The sequence below is a fragment of the Streptomyces sp. SCSIO 75703 genome (assembly GCF_036607905.1).
GTDB lineage: Bacteria > Actinomycetota > Actinomycetes > Streptomycetales > Streptomycetaceae > Streptomyces.
Genome location: NZ_CP144555.1, coordinates 4,128,057 through 4,143,195, shown reverse-complemented (window position 1 = coordinate 4,143,195; position 15,139 = coordinate 4,128,057). Strand labels below are relative to the sequence as shown.

Below are 15,139 nucleotides of genomic sequence, written 5' to 3'. Positions count from 1 at the left end.
CCCGTACGCGGCGCCCCGCACCGCGGAACGGGGCCGGGCCCCGCGGACGTCCCCTCGTCCGCGGGGCCCGGCCCCACTCCCGTGCCCCTGGGCTAGTCGGTGGCGATGGCGTTCAGGACGTTCATCCGGCCCGCCCGGAAGGCCGGGACCAGGGCGGCGAACAGGCCGACGAAGGCCGAGCCGACGAACACGCCGAGGATGGTCGGCCACGGGATGTCGAGGGTCTTGAGGCCCTCCAGGGCGAGCAGTCGCTGCGCGGTGACGCCCCAGCCCATGCCCAGGCCGAGGCCCAGCAGGGCGCCGAAGAGGGCGATGACGACGGACTCCATGCGGATCATGCGGCGGAGCTGGCGGCGGGAGAGGCCGATCGCCCGCATCAGGCCGATCTCGCGGGTCCGCTCGACCACGGAGAGGGCCAGGGTGTTCACCACGCCGAGCACGGCCACGATGATCGCCAGGGCGAGGAGCCCGTAGACCATGTTGAGGAGCTGGCCGACCTGGTCGCGCAGTTCCCGCTTGAAGTCGGTCTGGTCGAGGACCTGGTACTGCGGGTACGCGTCCAGGGACTTCTTGAGCGCGGTGTACGCCTCGGTCTGCCGGCCGTCCTCGGCCTTGGCGAACATGATCACGTTGGGCGGGATCCTGTCGGCCGGGACGTACTTGAGCATGGTGTCGATGCTCAGGTAGCGGGCGCCCTGGTCGATGGCGGTGTCGTCGTCGGTGACGGCGGCGACCTTGAGCCGGGCGGTCTCGCCGCCCTCGAAGGCGACGGTGAGGGTGTCGCCGACGCGTACGCCGTGTTCCTCGGCGTACTTCGAGCCGACCGACATGGCGTCGGGGGCGTAGGCGTCCGGCAGGCTGCCCTGGGTGGTCGGGCGGCGCAGGTCCTCGGCGTAGGTGGGGTCGGCGGCGGTGACGCCGGTGTCGTCGGTCTTGCCGTCGGGCGAGGTGAGCGTGGCGTCGAGGACCTTGTAGCGGGTGACGTGGGCCAGGCCGGGGGTGTCCTGCATGGCCTTCTCGGCCTGCGGGACGATCGGCTGGGTGCCCTGGACGATGAAGTCCGCGCCGACCGACTTGTCCAGTTCGCCGGTGGCCGAGGCGACCATCGAGGAGCCGGCCACCGAGAGGCAGGCGACCAGGGCGAGGCCGATCATCAGGGCGGCGCCGGTGGCGCCGGTGCGGCGCGGGTTGCGCAGCGCGTTGCGCTCGGCGAGGCGGCCGACGGGGCCGAAGGCGCGCAGCAGCAGGGCGCTGATCACCCGGACCACGCCGCCGGCGAGCAGCGGGCCGACCGCGACGAAGCCGACGAGGGTGAGGACCACGCCGAGACCGAGGAGCGAGGCCCCGTCGCCCGCCTTGTCGGCAGCGGCGGCGGCGAGCAGGGCGGCGGCCCCCGCTCCGGTGAGGAGCAGGCCGACCAGTGCGCGCACCCGGCCGGCCTTGCCGTCGGCCGGGGTCCCGGCGTCGCGCAGGGCGGCCATCGGGGAGATCTTCCCGGCCCGGCGGGCGGGCAGGTAGGCGGCGAGGACGGTGACGACGATGCCGAGGACCAGGCCGACGACCGGGGTGGTGGCCTTCACGGTCAGGTCGTCGGTGGAGAGGTTCATGCCCGCGGCGGACATCAGCTTCATCAGGCCGACGGCGATGCCGACGCCGGCCCCGACGCCGAGCACCGAGCCGACGACGCCGAGCAGCAGCGCCTCGGTCAGCACCGAGCGGTTGACCTGCCGGCGGGAGGAGCCGATGGCCCGCATGAGGCCGATCTCGCGGGTGCGCTGGGCGACCAGCATCGAGAAGGTGTTGACGATCAGGAAGATGCCGACCAGGAAGGCGATCCCGGCGAAGCCGAGCATGGCGTACTTGATGACGTTCATGAACTCGGCGACGTCCTGCCGGTTCTCGTCGGCGTTCTCCTGGGACGTCTGGATCTTGTAGTCGGCGCCGAGGGTGCGGGCGACGTTCTCCTTCAGCCGTTCGTCGGAGACGCCGTCGGCGGCGGTGACGTGGAGCTGGCTGAACGCCTCGGTGCTGCCGAGCAGGGTGCGCTGGGCGGTGGCGGTGTCGAAGTAGACGACGGACGCGCCGGGGTTGGTGGTCTTGAAGGTGGCGATGCCGGCGATCCGGGCGGTGACGTCGCCGGTCTGGGCGATGGTGCGCAGGGTGTCGCCCAGTTCGAGGCCGTGCTTGCGGGCGGTGTCGGCGTCGACCATCACCTCGGTGGCGCCCCGGGGGGCGTGGCCGGAGGTGATCTCCATGGACTTGAGGTCGGTCTTCGTCCAGTTGCCGGCCATGGTGGGGGCGCCGCCCGAGGCGCCGACGTTCTTGTTGCGGCCGTCGACGACGGTGACGTTCATGGAGAAGACGGAGCCCTCGGCCGCGGCGACGCCCTCGGCCGAGCGGACCCGGTCCAGGGTGGCGGCGGGCAGGGTCCGGGGCAGCCCGTTCGGGCCGGTCTCCTCGGCCTTGGCGTCCTTGGGCAGGACGGTCACGTCCGCCGAGGTGGCGCCGAAGAGCTTGTCGAAGGTCGTGTTCATGGTGTCGGTGAACACGAGGGTGCCGCAGACGAAGGCCACCGACAGCAGCACGGCCACCCCGGAGAGGGCCATCCGCCCCTTGTGCGCGAGGAAGTTGCGCAGCGAGGTCTTGAGGACGGTCATGACGTGCGCCCCCGGGCGTCGAAGTCCTTCATGCGGTCCAGGACGGCGTCGGCGGTGGGGTGGAGCATCTCGTCCACGATGCGGCCGTCGGCCAGGTAGAGGACGCGGTCGGCGTAGCTGGCGGCGACCGGGTCGTGGGTGACCATGACGATGGTCTGGCCCAGTTCGTCGACGGAGCGGCGCAGGAAGCCCAGCACCTCGGCGCCGGCGCGGGAGTCGAGGTTGCCGGTGGGCTCGTCGCCGAAGATGATCTCGGGCCGGGCGGCGAGGGCGCGGGCCACGGCGACGCGCTGCTGCTGTCCGCCGGAGAGCTGGTTCGGCCGGTGCCTGAGCCGCCCGGCGAGCCCGACGGTCTCCACCACCCGGTCCAGCCAGGCCCGGTCGGGCTTGCGGCCGGCGATGTCCATGGGCAGCGTGATGTTCTCCAGGGCGTTCAGGGTGGGCAGCAGGTTGAACGCCTGGAAGATGAAGCCGACCCGGTCCCGCCGCAGTTGGGTGAGCTTCTTGTCCTTGAGGCCGGTGATCTCGGTCTCGTCCAGGTGGATGGTGCCGCTGGTGACGGTGTCGAGGCCGGCCAGGCAGTGCATCAGCGTGGACTTGCCGGAGCCCGAGGGACCCATGATCGCGGTGAACCGGCCGCGGGCGATGTCCACGTCCACGTGGTCCAGGGCCAGCACCCGGGTCTCCCCGGCCCCGTACGCCTTGACGACCTGACGCGCCCGCGCGGCGACGGCCGTACGCCCTTCGGTGCTCCCGTGTCGGGGGATGGTCACGGCCGATGTCATCTCTTGTCTCCTATGTCGGTCATGCGGCGGGCCGCCGGGTGCCGGCGGCGGGTACTGCGCGGTCGTGGACGTCGTGCGGGCGGCGGACGCGGGCCGGTGGGCCCGCGCCGGGTGCGCGCCACGGCGGGGGGAACGCCCCGCACCGAAGAGTCTCCCGGGCACGGGGCCCGTCGGCGATGGTGCTCGGCGCACTCTTCGAGGGGGGAAAACCCCACCCCCCACGCTCCGGCACACCGCCCCCCAGCGGCGTGAGGCCAGCCTAGGGACAGCGACGCCTCCGGCTCGTCCTCCGCCGGTACGACCCCGCCCCGGGCCCTTGTACGGAGGTACCCCTAGGGGCTCTCCGCCTCGGGAGGGAGGCCGTCTCGGGGTCGTCCCCCACCTCGACGCGGACCGGACACGGGCCCGGGCACGGGCCCGGGCACGGCCGCGGACCCGTCCGTGTCCCCGGTGTGCCCAGCCTCCGCCCTCCCGCCGCGTGAGGGTCAAGTGGCAAGCTGGCCTCCGCGGTTGGTTGCACCGTGAAACGAAGTGGCGGACGGCGGACGGCGGACGAGGGGGCGGCGAGGATGGACGGCACCAGACCGGTGGTGCGGAAGGCGTCCGGGGACCCCGGTACGCGGCGGCGCGGGGCGGTGGTGGCGGCCCTGATGCTGGCGATGGCGCTGGCGGCCCTGGACTCGACCATCGTCTCCACGGCCGTCCCGCAGATCGTCGGCGACCTGGGCGGCTTCTCCCTCTTCTCCTGGCTGTTCTCCGGCTATCTGCTGGCCGCCACGGTGACGCTGCCGGTGTACGGCAGGCTCTCGGACACCTTCGGCCGCAAGCCGGTGCTGGTGGCGGGCGCGGTGGTGTTCCTCGCCGGGTCGCTGCTGTGCGCGCTGGCCTGGAACATGGCCGCGCTGATCGCCTTCCGGGTGGTGCAGGGGCTGGGCGGCGGCGCCTTGCAGGGCACGGTGCAGACGCTGGCGGCGGACCTGTACCCGCTGGAGGAGCGGCCCCGCATCCAGGCCCGGCTCTCCACGGTGTGGGCGGTGTCGGCGGTGGCGGGCCCCGGCCTGGGCGGGGTGCTGGCCGCGTACGCCGACTGGCGCTGGATCTTCCTGGTGAACCTCCCGGTCGGCGCCGTGGCCCTGTGGCTGATCGTCCGGTACCTGCACGAACCCCCGCGGGAGCCGGCCGGGCGGCGGGCCCGCGTCGACTGGGCGGGTGCCGTCGGCGTCTTCGCCTGCGGCGGGGTGCTGCTGACGGCGCTGGTGCAGGGCGGGGTGGCCTGGCCGTGGCTGTCGGCGCCCTCGCTGGCCCTCGGTGGCACGGGGCTCGCGCTGCTGGTGGCCGTGGTGGCGGTCGAACGCCGCGCGGAGGACCCGGTCATCCCGGGCTGGGTGTGGCGCCGGCGGGTGATCGCCGCCGTGAACCTCGCCCTGGGCGCGCTGGGCGTGCTGATGGTGGCGCCGACGGTGTTCCTGCCCACGTACGCCCAGTCGGTGCTGGGGCTCGCCCCGGTGGCCGCCGGTTTCGTGCTGTCGGTGTGGACGCTGACCTGGCCCCTGTCGGCGGCGCTGAGCCAGCACGTGTACCGCAGGATCGGCTTCCGCGACACCGCCCTGCTGGGCATCGGCACGGCCGCCCTGATCCTGGCGGTGTTCCCGCTGCTGCCCTACCCGGGCCGGGCCTGGCAGCCGACCCTGCTGATGCTGCTGCTCGGGGCGGCGCTCGGCCTCTTCCAGTTGCCGCTGATCGTGGGGGTGCAGTCGACGGTGGGCTGGGCGGAGCGGGGCACGGCGACCGCGTCGGTGCTCTTCTGCCGCCAGACCGGGCAGACCCTCGGCGCCGCCGTGTTCGGCGCGGTCGCCAACGGGGTGCTGGCCGACCGGCTCGGCGGGGCGGGCGACCTCGACGCGGTGGCCCGCGCGCCGGCGACGGGCCCGGCGGCGGAGGCGCTGCGCCGGGCGGTCGCCGACGCGGTGCACGCGGTGTACCTGGGGGCGGCGGGCGCGGCGGCGCTGGCCTTCCTGGTGCTCCTGCTGCTGGCGCCCCGCCGCTTCCCGGTCCTTCGGGAGTGAGGCCGGGCGGGGCGGGCCGCGCGGGTGGCGGGTGCCTCCCTCACTCCGAGCCCTGGGCGGTGAGGGTGCGCAGGGTCTCGCGGACGGTCGCGGTCTGGTGCTGGACGTCGTCCCAGGCATCGCCGTGCTCGCACAGCACGCGTTCCGTCTCGCGGGCGATCCGTTCGGCCCGTGCCCCGGCCCCGGCGAGCAGCGCGGCGGCGCGTTCCTGCGCCTCCTCCTGGGTGCTCCGGGCCGCCTCCCGGGCGTCGGCGAGGGCGCGTTCGGCCTCGGCGAGCCGGCGTTCGGCGCGGCCGGCCCGTTCGGCGTGCCGGGCGTCGAGGGCCGCGGCGCGCCGGTCCGCCGCGCGTTCGGCGCGGGCCGCGCGGGCGGTGTGCCGCTCGTCCTGCCCGGTACGGAGGGCGGCGGCCTTCCGGCGCGTCGCGCGCAGCGCGGTCAGCAACTCCCGGCGCCCGGCGCGCACCTCCCTCCGGGCGGCGATCCGTACCGCGTCGGCCTCCGCGCGGGCCGCCGACAGCCGTCGCCGCGCCGTCTCGTCCGCCTCGGCGCGTACGGCGACCGCCCACGCCCGCGCCTCCTCCGCGACGCCCTGCGCGGCGGCGCGCGCCTCCTCCCGTGCGCCGTCGGCCGCGCGCCGCGCCCGCTCCCGTACGGCGTCGGCCTCCCGGTGGGCGAGCCGGAACAGGGCGTGGGCGTCCTCGCCCAGTTCCTCGTAGGTCTGCGGGGCGAGGTTCGCCACCGTCTCCCGCAGCCGGTCCAGTTCGGTGCCCATCTCGCGGGCGAGCACGGTGAGCCGGGCGGCGCGTTCCCAGGCGGCGTCGCGGTCCGCGGAGAGGGCCGCGGTCAGGGCGTCGGCCCGGTCGGGGCGGTAACCGCGCCCGCGTACGGTCACGAAGCCGTGCGGGGACGCCGGTGTGTTCCTCATGCCGGTCCTCCAGTTCGCGCGATTCCCCCCGATTCCATGACAATCCGCGCACATCTTGAAGGATCGGACGGGGGCGTTCCTCACGCGACACTCCGGCGGGAGGGCACGTGGGGGGCGCACGGAGGGGCGCACGGCCGGATACGGGCCGGGCACGGGCCGGACACGCGGAAGGGGCCAGGCACGGGCCGGACACGCGGAAGGGGCCGGGCCCGGTGGCTGCCCCGTGTACGGGGGTGTCCGGGCCCGGCCCCTTCCGGGCGGGCTCGCGCGGCGGCTGCCAGGGGCCGGGGCCCTACAGCAACCCGTCCCACATCTGTTCCAGCAGCACCGACCACCAGCTCTCCGGCGAGCCGAGGGCTGCCGGGTCGAGGGCGGCGAGCTGGGCCTGGAAGTCGACCGTCCAGCGGCCGGCCTGCTCCTGGTTGAGGCCGAACCTCAGCCGCCACATCCGGCCGAGCAGCGCCAGGCACCGCGCGAACTCCGGCAGCCCCGTGTTCACGAACTGCGGTGGCACGGGGGCACCGCCGGGGCCGCCCTCCACCGGTACGGCCACGATGTTCGCGGTGCCGTACTGCACGCAGATCGCCCGGCCGAAGTCGCTGCCGACGACGAGGTACGAGCCCGCGTCGGAGGACGGCTGCACGGACCGTTCGGCCGCCAGCTCCGCCAGCGTCGGCACGGGGCGGCCCGGCTGGGCCTGCGCCCAGAAGAACGGGCCCATGTCCAGCGGGAGTCCGGCCGCGACCAGGGTGTGCGCGACGACCGGCGGCACCCCCTGGCGGGAGACCGCGGCGTGCTCGAACCGGAAGACGCCCGGCCCGAAGGCGCCCGCCAGTTCCTGTCCGACGGCCTCCGGCGGGACCGGCGGCGCGGGCGGCACCGGCGGCAGCGGTGCCCGCACCGGCGCGGGGCGGGCCGGACCGTCGGCGACCTGGTGCAACTCTCCTTGATGTGCGAGGAGTTGCTGCATGCCTTGCTGCCGGCTCGCGTGGTCGGTGCCGTACGGGGCGATGGAGGTGATACGTGCCTGCGGCCACTGCTCGCGGATCATCCGCGCGCAGTAGGCGCCCGGCAGTTCGCAGGACTCCAGCTCGGTGTGGAGCTCCAGCACCTGGTCCGGGGGCACGTTCATGGCCCGCAGCTCGTGGAAGATCTGCCACTCGGGGTGCGGCGTGCCGGGCGCCGAACGCCGGATGAGCTGCTGCTCGGAGCCGTCCTGCGCGCGGTAGCGCAGCACGGCCTGGTAGCCGGGGCCGACGGTCGGCAGTCCGGCGGGCGGCTGCGGATAGCCGTACGCCCGCGGCTGCCCCGGCGGCGTCGCGCCGGGCGGCGGCGGGGGCACGGCCCCCGGGGCGCCGTACCCGCCGGGGGCACCGGGCGGGCCGGGGGGCTGCGGCGGGCCGGAGACCGAGGGCGCGGCCAGCACCGTCTGCGCGTGGTGCACGGCGCCGTGCGCGCCGCCCGCCGAGCCGTGCGCGCCGGGCGCCGACGGGGGCGGCGGGGTGCCGGGACCGCCGGGGGCCGCGCCGGGCGCGCCGGGCGGCGCCGGGGGCGGGGGCGTCCCGCCGCCGGTGCGGCCGGGGTCGGCCAGCATCGTGGCGGCGTGGTGCACCCCGCCGGGGGGCGTCGTGCCCCCGGGGGGCCCGGCCGGGGGCGGGGTGCCGTCCGGGGCGGCGGGAGGGCTCGGCGGCGGGGGCGTCGAGGGGCCCGCGGCACCGCCGACGCCGCCGGGGCCGCCGATCGACGACACCAGTTGCGTCGGCACGTAGCCGCCGGCGGACCCGCCCTGCGACCCGCCGGGGGCGCCCGGCGGAGGCGGCGGGGGCGGGGTCGCGGGGCCGTCGCCCCGCCGCGGCGGGGGCGTCGCCTTGCTGGTCGCCGCGTCCGCGATGTCTCCCGCGTCCGGCGCGGGCGGCGGCGGCGTGGCCGTCCCGGAGGGCGGGGTGACGGGGGCGGGCGGGCCGTCCGGGGTCGGGAGCGCGGGCGCGACGGCGGTGGCCGGCAGGCCGCTGCCGCCGGACATCAGGGCCGTCTTGGCGTCCGGGGTCACGGACGGCTCGCTCCCCGCGTCCGGGTTGCTCAGCGGCGGCGCGACCACCGTCTCGGGCAGCGGTACGGAACGGTCCTCACCGGCGTCCGCGGTGGTGTCCGTCCCCGCCCAGGGCGTCGTCCCGGAGGCCGACCCGGTCGGCTCGGACGGGACCGGCGCGGCCGGGGCGAACGGGGCCTCCGGGGCGCCCCCGGCGGGGACACCCGGGGCCACCGGAGCACCCGGCACGACGGTGGACCCGGGCGTGCCCGGTGCGCCCGGCGCTGCCGCGCCCTCCTCACCGCCCGCCGCCGGCCACCCCGTACCGGAGTCGCGCGGGGCGCCGGCCGGGTCCGCGCCGGAGCCCGGGGCCGCGGGCGGGCCCGCGAGGGTCTGGGCGGGGGCACCGGCCCCGCCCGTGCCCGCCGCCGCGGGCCACCGGGCTCCGCCGTCCGGACCGGTACCGGCGTCCGGGGCCGGGCCGGTGCCCGGACCGGACGTGGTGGCACTCGTCGTCGGCCCGCTCGCAGCCGTGAACCCGCCCGCGGGCGTGGCCCCCGCCTCGTCCCGCCGCTCCTGGTCCCCGCCCCGGCGGTCCGGGATGCCCAGCTTGTCCGCCGCCTCCTGGAGCCACTCCGGCGGACTCAGCAGGAACGACGTCTGGTTGAGGTCCACCCGCGCCGCCGGGGCCGGCGCCGGCTCCTGACCGGCCCCCTCGGGACGGCCGTACTCCTCCTCGTAGCGGCGGATCACCTCGCCGACCGGCAGGCCGGGCCAGAGGGTGGCCTCGCCGCTGTCCCGGGCGATCACCAGCCGCTGGGCGCCGCCGTCCGAGCGCGGACCGTCGGCGCGGTCCTCGGCCCACACCACGAACCCGAGGTCGAACTCGCGCACCCGCACCTCGCGGTGCTGGTACGCCGGCAGTTCCCCGTTGATCCACTCCTCGGCGCGCTCCTGCGCCTGCGCGAACGTCACCATCGTCAGCTCACTCCCCTACCGACGCCACGGGCACCGCTCGCGCGAAACCGCCGTCCACCATCAGGTTCGCCACCGTCTCCAGCTCCGGCGGGGAGCCCGCCAGCCGGCCCAGGAACGCGTCGAAGTCGTCCCCGCAGGGCAGCAGCAGCCGCTCCACCCGCTCGGCCGGGGACCAGGCCGGGTCCACGTCCCGCGCGTCGTCGTAGGCGCAGAACCAGACCGAGCCGATCCGCTCGCCCTTCACCTTCACGGCCAGCAGCCCGCCCTGGACGAAGGCGACGCCCAGGTAGTCCTTGGTCAGGTGGTCCCGCAGGCACTTGTTGACGTAGACGAGGTCGTTGACCGCCGCCTCGTCCCGCACCGTGAAGAACGGCTGGTCCAGCAGGAGTCCGAGTTCCGCGTCGAGCGCGGTGCCGACCGGGGCGCAGCCGCCCGCCGCCTTCAGGAAGGAGCGGTAGGCGCCGGGCAGCCGGTAGCCGAGGTCCTCCTCGACGCCCTGCACCTGCTGCTCGGTCACCGCCACGCCCGGCTTGGGCAGTCCGAAGTGGGCCGGCCGCGTCTCCTGCAGCGGGCGCGTCCCGCGCTTGTCCTGGTCCACGGGGGCGAGCGCGATGCCGCCGTGGTGCCGCAGCAGCGCCTTCACCTCGACCGGGACCAGTTCCAGGCGCCGGGTGCCGGCCACGTGGTGCCAGGTCCAGCCGTGCGGCGTCGCCACGGCGGGCACGGTGTCCCACAGGTCGTGTCCGGAGGCGGACAGCGCGGCGTTGGCCGACACGTAGTCCGTGAGCCGCAGTTCGTCGACGCCGAAACCCTCGGGCGGTTCGGCGATCTCGGCGATGGCGCGGGCGTAGGGCGTGAAGACGGGGTAGCCGCCCTCGTCGACCCGTACCCCTCTCGGGTGACGGGCCGCCCGGACGGGATCCGGGAAGTGCACGACCTGCCCGGCGTACGCCGCGTTCGGCGGCGCGCTGCCTGCCCCGGCCTGGCGGCCGGGAGGTACTCCCAGCCCGAGCCCACCTGTCGTCATGGCTCTTGCCCCCTGCGGCGTCTGTCCGTCGTCTGTCAGCACTCTCCGGCGTCACCGCCCGAATGCGCGGTGCCGACAGCCTATGCGGTACGCGGACCACCGGTCATCGGCGGCGGACGCCCGCCCGCCCGGATCCGTGACCTGCCGTCACCCCGCCGTGACGGACCGCCCCCGGCCTGGCGTGTCGGCCCGCCCCAGCTACCGCACCAGCCCCGCGATTTGGCAGTCTGTGGCTTCCGGGGGGATGCTCAGGAGGGGAAGATGATCATGAGTGCGACGCAGACGGGGCCTCACGCGGACCGGTCGGACGACCCCCGTACCGGTGACCCCCGTATCGGCTGGAGCGCCAGTGAGACGGCCCACACACCCGTCCTGCTGCACCGCCGGGACGGCATCCTGCCCACCGTCGCCGCCGCCCTGTCCGTCCGCGGCACGACCCTCACGGGCACCGCGGCCCGCGCCGACACGCCGCCCGCGCTGCACCCGCTCGTCCAGGACTTCCTCGACGCCCTCACCAGCGGCCAGCGCGACCGTTTCACCGGCCGCTGCGCCGAGGCGATCCTCATCTCGCGCCACCTGACCGCCGCCGACGCCGCCCGCAGCAAACGCGCCTCGCGCAAGCCCATGACCAACGGGGAGGCACGCAAAGCCCTCAAACACGCCAAACTGACCACCCGCCGCATCCGCGAGGACGGCGACCCCCTGCACGGCGGCTTCGCCGCCCCCTGCCGGGCCTGCGCCGCGCTCAGCGCCCACTTCGGCGTGCGCGTCGTGGACCCCACGCGGGGCGACGGCTGACGGCCGCTCCCCACGGGGCCGCACCGACCGGACGCACGAGACGAACCAAAGGCAGATGCACGCCGACCGCACCTCCACCACCCGCTTCCCCGCACCCGTCGACGCCGCGCTGCGCGACGCCGGCTGGCAGCCGGGCCGCTGGGACATCAAGCAGGCCGAGATCTGGGCCGACACCCTGCGCGAGCACACCTCGCCCGCAGGCCACCGGCACGCCGTCTTCCCCGCCGCCGTCGAGGCGTGGGCCGAGTTCGGCGGCCTGCGGATCGCCCCCGCGGGGCCCGGCCGGCAGATCGCCCCGGCCGCGCTCGACCTCGACCCGCTGCACGGACTGCACATGGCGCGCACCCTCGGCGACCTCGGCCGCGCCCTCGGCACCGAGACCTGCCCGATCGGCGCCGAGACCGACACGCGGGCGCTGCTCGCCATCGACGCCGAGGGCCGCGTCTACGCCCTCGACCACACCGGCGACTGGTACCTCGGCGCCGACATCGACCAGGCGCTCACCGCCCTCGTCGCCGGCACCCGCCCGGACCGCCTCACCCTGGGCTGAGCACCGCTCCCCGCCCCGGCACGTCCGACAGGCACCGCCGCCCGCCCGGCGCCCCCGTCGGAGCCCTCCGCCGCCGAGGCACCGCCCGGCACCCGCGGCCCGGCCCGCACGACCCGGCCCCGGCGCTCGCACGGCCCGCCCGGCTCCGCCCGGTCTACGCCGCCGGGATCACCGCCGACACCCGGAAGCCCCCCGCGTCGGTCGGCCCCGACACGAACGCGCCGCCCAGCGCGGAGACCCGCTCCCTCATCCCGACCAGCCCGTTGCCGCCCGAGGGCAGCCGCGCCGAGGACGCCGAGGCGGCCTCCGGCGGGGGCTCGTTCTCGACCTGCATGGCGATCTCGGAGACCCGGTGCGCGAGCCGTACGTGCGTCTTCGCCCCCGCCGCGTGCTTGTGGACGTTGGTCAGCGCCTCCTGCACCACCCGGAACGCCGTCTGCTCCACCTCGGGCGCGTACGCCCGCTGCTCCCCCTCGACGGAGAGGGCGACGACCATGCCGGCCGCCGCCGACTGGCCGATCAGCACGTCCAGCTCCGACAGCCAGGGCCCCTCGGCCGCGCGGACCTCGTCCTCGGCCGCCCGCGAGGCCGCCGCCGCGGCCGCCGCGCCCACCGCCGCCAGCGGCACCGGCGTCCGCTCGCGCGGGACGTCGCTCCCGCTGCGCAGCACGCCGAGCATCTCGCGCAGTTCGGTCAGCGCCTGCCGGCCCATGTCCCCCACCAGCGCCGCGTTGCGCACCGCCTTCTCGGGGTCCTTGCGGGCGACGGCCTGGAGGGCGGCGGCGTGCACCACCATGAGGCTCACCCGGTGCGCGACGACGTCGTGCATCTCGCGGGCGATCCGGGTCCGCTCCTCGTTGCGGGCCCACTCGGCCCGCTCCTCGGCCCGCTCGGCGAGCAGTTGCAGCTCCCGCTCCAGGCTGTCCGCGCGTTCGCGCAGGCTCTCCATCAGCCGCCGCCGGGCGCCGACGTACATGCCGAGCAGCACCGGCGGAGCCGTCATGCCGAGCGAGGTGGTGATCGAGGCGAACGGCACGAACCACTCGCCGATCCCCAGGTCCTCGCGCGCCATGTCCTGCCGCACCTGTACATAGGTGACGATCAGCGTGCCCAGCAGGGACATTCCCGCCAGCGAGGCGATGATCCGGCGCGGCAGCTCCGAGGCGGCCAGGGTGTAGAGGCCGACGACGCCCATGAGGACGCCCATCTGGGCCGGTGTGACGGCGATCGTCACCAGGACGACCGCGATGGGCCATTTGCGCCGCACCACCAGCACCGAGCCGGCCAGCAGCCCGAACAGGACACCGGCCGTCGCCGGGATGCCCGCGTCCCGCGCGAACGGGACCCCCTCCACCGCGCATTCCAGGGCGGACGCGACGGCGAGGCCCGCATCGAGCACCGCGCCGCGCCGCCGGTCCCACCACCAGGGCCCGCCCCGGGCCGGTGCGTGGTCTTCCCCCGTCGTGGTCATGCCTCCCAGACTACGGGCGCGCGCGGGCGTCCCCGGGGTGACATTCCCGGACCGGAGCGCGTGCCGGGGCCGGTGGCCGGGGCCCGGCCGTCGCTGCTGTCCCCGGGACGCGACTCCGGTAAGGTCTGACGCGCCGTCCCCCGTGGTGTAACTGGCAGCACACTGGTTTTTGGTACCAGCAGGACAAGGTTCGAATCCTTGCGGGGGAGCCAGCGCGCGACAGCCGTACCAGGGGCCCCGACAGCACCGTCGGGGCCCACTCGCATGTCGGCCCGGAAGCGCCCCGGTATCCTGCGGGTGTCGTCCCACCCCCTCAAAGCCGAAGGGCATTCCGTGAGCGCCAACCGCCCGGCAGCCGTCGTCGTCCTCGCAGCGGGTGAGGGCACCCGTATGAAATCGGCCACTCCCAAGGTCCTGCACGAGCTGTGCGGCCGGTCCCTGGTCGGTCACGTCCTGGCCGCCGCCGGCGCGCTGCGCCCGGAGCACCTCGTCGTGGTCGTGGGACACGCCCGCGAGCAGGTCGCCGGGCACCTCGCGGCGATCGCGCCCGAGGCGCGGACGGCCGTGCAGGAGGAGCAGAACGGCACCGGACACGCCGTGCGCCGGGGGCTGGAGGAGCTGGGCGGCACGGTCGACGGCACCGTGGTCGTGGTCTGCGGCGACACCCCGCTGCTGACCGCCGAGACCCTCGCGGCCCTGTCCGCCACGCACGGCGCCGACGGCAACGCGGTGACCGTGCTCACCGCCGAGGTGCCGGACGCGACCGGGTACGGCCGCATCGTGCGGGACGGCGCCTCGGGCGCGGTCACCGCGATCGTGGAGCACAAGGACGCCTCGGAGTCGCAGCGGGCCATCCGCGAGATCAACTCCGGGGTGTTCGCGTTCGACGGGCGGCTGCTCGCGGAGGCGCTCGGCAAGGTGCGCACCGACAACAGCCAGGGCGAGGAGTACCTCACCGACGTCCTCGGCATCCTGCGCGAGGCCGGGCACCGGGTGGGCGCCTCGGTCGCCGCCGACCACCGGGAGATCGCGGGCATCAACAACCGGGTGCAGCTCTCCGAGGCCCGGCGCGTCCTCAACGACCGGCTGCTGACCGCCGCGATGCTGGCCGGCGTGACCGTGGTGGACCCGGCGACGACCTGGGTCGACGTGAGCGTCACCTTCGAGCGGGACGCGGTCGTCCACCCGGGCACGCAACTGCACGGCACGACGCACCTGGCCGAGGGCGCGGAGGTCGGCCCGAACTCCCGGCTGACCGACACCCGCGTCGGCGCGGGCGCCCGGGTGGACAACACGGTCGCGGTCGGCGCCGAGGTGGGCGAGGGGGCGACGGTGGGCCCGTACGCGTACCTGCGGCCGGGGACCCGGCTCGGGCCCGCGGCGAAGGTCGGCACCTACGTGGAGACGAAGAACGCCTGCATCGGCGAGGGCACCAAGATCCCGCACCTGTCCTACGTGGGCGACGCGACCATCGGCGACCACACGAACATCGGCGCCGCCAGCGTGTTCGTGAACTACGACGGGGAGCACAAGCACCACACCACCGTCGGCTCGCACTGCAAGACGGGCTCGGACAACATGTTTGTGGCGCCTGTCACCATCGGGGACGGCGCCTACACCGCCGCGGGCTCCGTGATCACGAAGGACGTACCGGCCGGTTCCCTGGCCGTGGCCCGTGGTCAGCAGCGGAATATCGAGGGGTGGGTGGCCCGCAAGCGCCCCGGAAGCGCGGCGGCGAAGGCCGCCGAGACGGCGTCCCGCCGGCCGGACGGCGAAGACTGACCGGAAACCGGTGCGTCGAACTGGGCGTACCGTGATAAGTGCACATCCGCACCCACCAGCTGATCCGCCTC

10 protein-coding genes and 1 tRNA gene are annotated in these 15,139 nt (G+C 75.7%); 5 read left to right on the top strand and 6 right to left on the bottom strand.

Going from position 1 to position 15,139, the window contains the following annotated elements; genetic code table 11:
• Positions 1–92: 92 nt before the first annotated feature.
• Positions 93–2,657, bottom strand: a complete 2,565-nt coding sequence (locus VM636_RS18255) for an FtsX-like permease family protein (RefSeq protein ID WP_338485163.1) — start codon at positions 2,655–2,657, stop codon at positions 93–95.
• Positions 2,654–3,442 (bottom strand): ABC transporter ATP-binding protein, encoded by a 789-nt coding sequence (locus VM636_RS18250; RefSeq protein ID WP_030419586.1) that lies wholly within the window; start codon positions 3,440–3,442, stop codon positions 2,654–2,656. Before VM636_RS18250 ends, VM636_RS18255 begins: the two co-directional genes overlap by 4 nt.
• A 569-nt stretch (positions 3,443–4,011) precedes the next feature.
• Here VM636_RS18250 and VM636_RS18245 point away from each other — a divergent pair.
• On the top strand, positions 4,012–5,508 hold the full coding sequence (locus VM636_RS18245) for an MFS transporter (RefSeq protein ID WP_053914154.1): 1,497 nt from the start codon (positions 4,012–4,014) through the stop codon (positions 5,506–5,508).
• 40 nt (positions 5,509–5,548) lie between these two features.
• On the opposite strand, the gene VM636_RS18240 is transcribed toward VM636_RS18245, so the two are convergent.
• The 3 genes from VM636_RS18240 to VM636_RS18230 all read right to left on the bottom strand — a co-directional run bounded on the left by VM636_RS18240 (position 5,549) and on the right by VM636_RS18230 (position 10,467).
• Positions 5,549–6,433, bottom strand: a complete 885-nt coding sequence (locus VM636_RS18240; RefSeq protein ID WP_030419588.1) for a hypothetical protein — start codon at positions 6,431–6,433, stop codon at positions 5,549–5,551.
• A gap of 292 nt (positions 6,434–6,725) precedes the next feature.
• A complete protein-coding gene (locus VM636_RS18235) occupies positions 6,726–9,440 on the bottom strand; it encodes an SUKH-4 family immunity protein (protein ID WP_338485162.1) in 2,715 nt (904 codons plus the stop codon).
• 7 nt (positions 9,441–9,447) lie between these two features.
• Entirely contained in the window at positions 9,448–10,467 is a 1,020-nt protein-coding gene (locus VM636_RS18230; RefSeq protein WP_030419590.1) for an SMI1/KNR4 family protein, read from the bottom strand.
• 267 nt (positions 10,468–10,734) lie between these two features.
• Between VM636_RS18230 and VM636_RS18225 the strand changes: the two genes are divergently transcribed.
• A complete protein-coding gene (locus tag VM636_RS18225; RefSeq protein WP_053914197.1) occupies positions 10,735–11,265 on the top strand; it encodes a YwqJ-related putative deaminase in 531 nt (176 codons plus the stop codon).
• Between the two features lie 55 nt (positions 11,266–11,320).
• Positions 11,321–11,815 (top strand): SUKH-3 domain-containing protein, encoded by a 495-nt coding sequence (locus VM636_RS18220; RefSeq protein ID WP_030419592.1) that lies wholly within the window; start codon positions 11,321–11,323, stop codon positions 11,813–11,815.
• Positions 11,816–11,969: 154 nt separating this feature from the next.
• Here the strand turns inward: VM636_RS18220 and VM636_RS18215 are convergent, their stop codons facing one another.
• A complete protein-coding gene (locus tag VM636_RS18215) occupies positions 11,970–13,286 on the bottom strand; it encodes a histidine kinase (protein ID WP_030419593.1) in 1,317 nt (438 codons plus the stop codon).
• A 136-nt stretch (positions 13,287–13,422) separates the two neighbouring features.
• Between VM636_RS18215 and VM636_RS18210 the strand changes: the two genes are divergently transcribed.
• Both VM636_RS18210 and glmU read left to right on the top strand, forming a co-directional pair.
• Positions 13,423–13,498, top strand: a tRNA-Gln gene (locus tag VM636_RS18210).
• A gap of 121 nt (positions 13,499–13,619) precedes the next feature.
• Positions 13,620–15,068, top strand: coding sequence for a bifunctional UDP-N-acetylglucosamine diphosphorylase/glucosamine-1-phosphate N-acetyltransferase GlmU (gene glmU / locus VM636_RS18205; RefSeq protein WP_078962735.1), 1,449 nt, complete (start codon positions 13,620–13,622; stop codon positions 15,066–15,068).
• Positions 15,069–15,139: the final 71 nt, after the last annotated feature.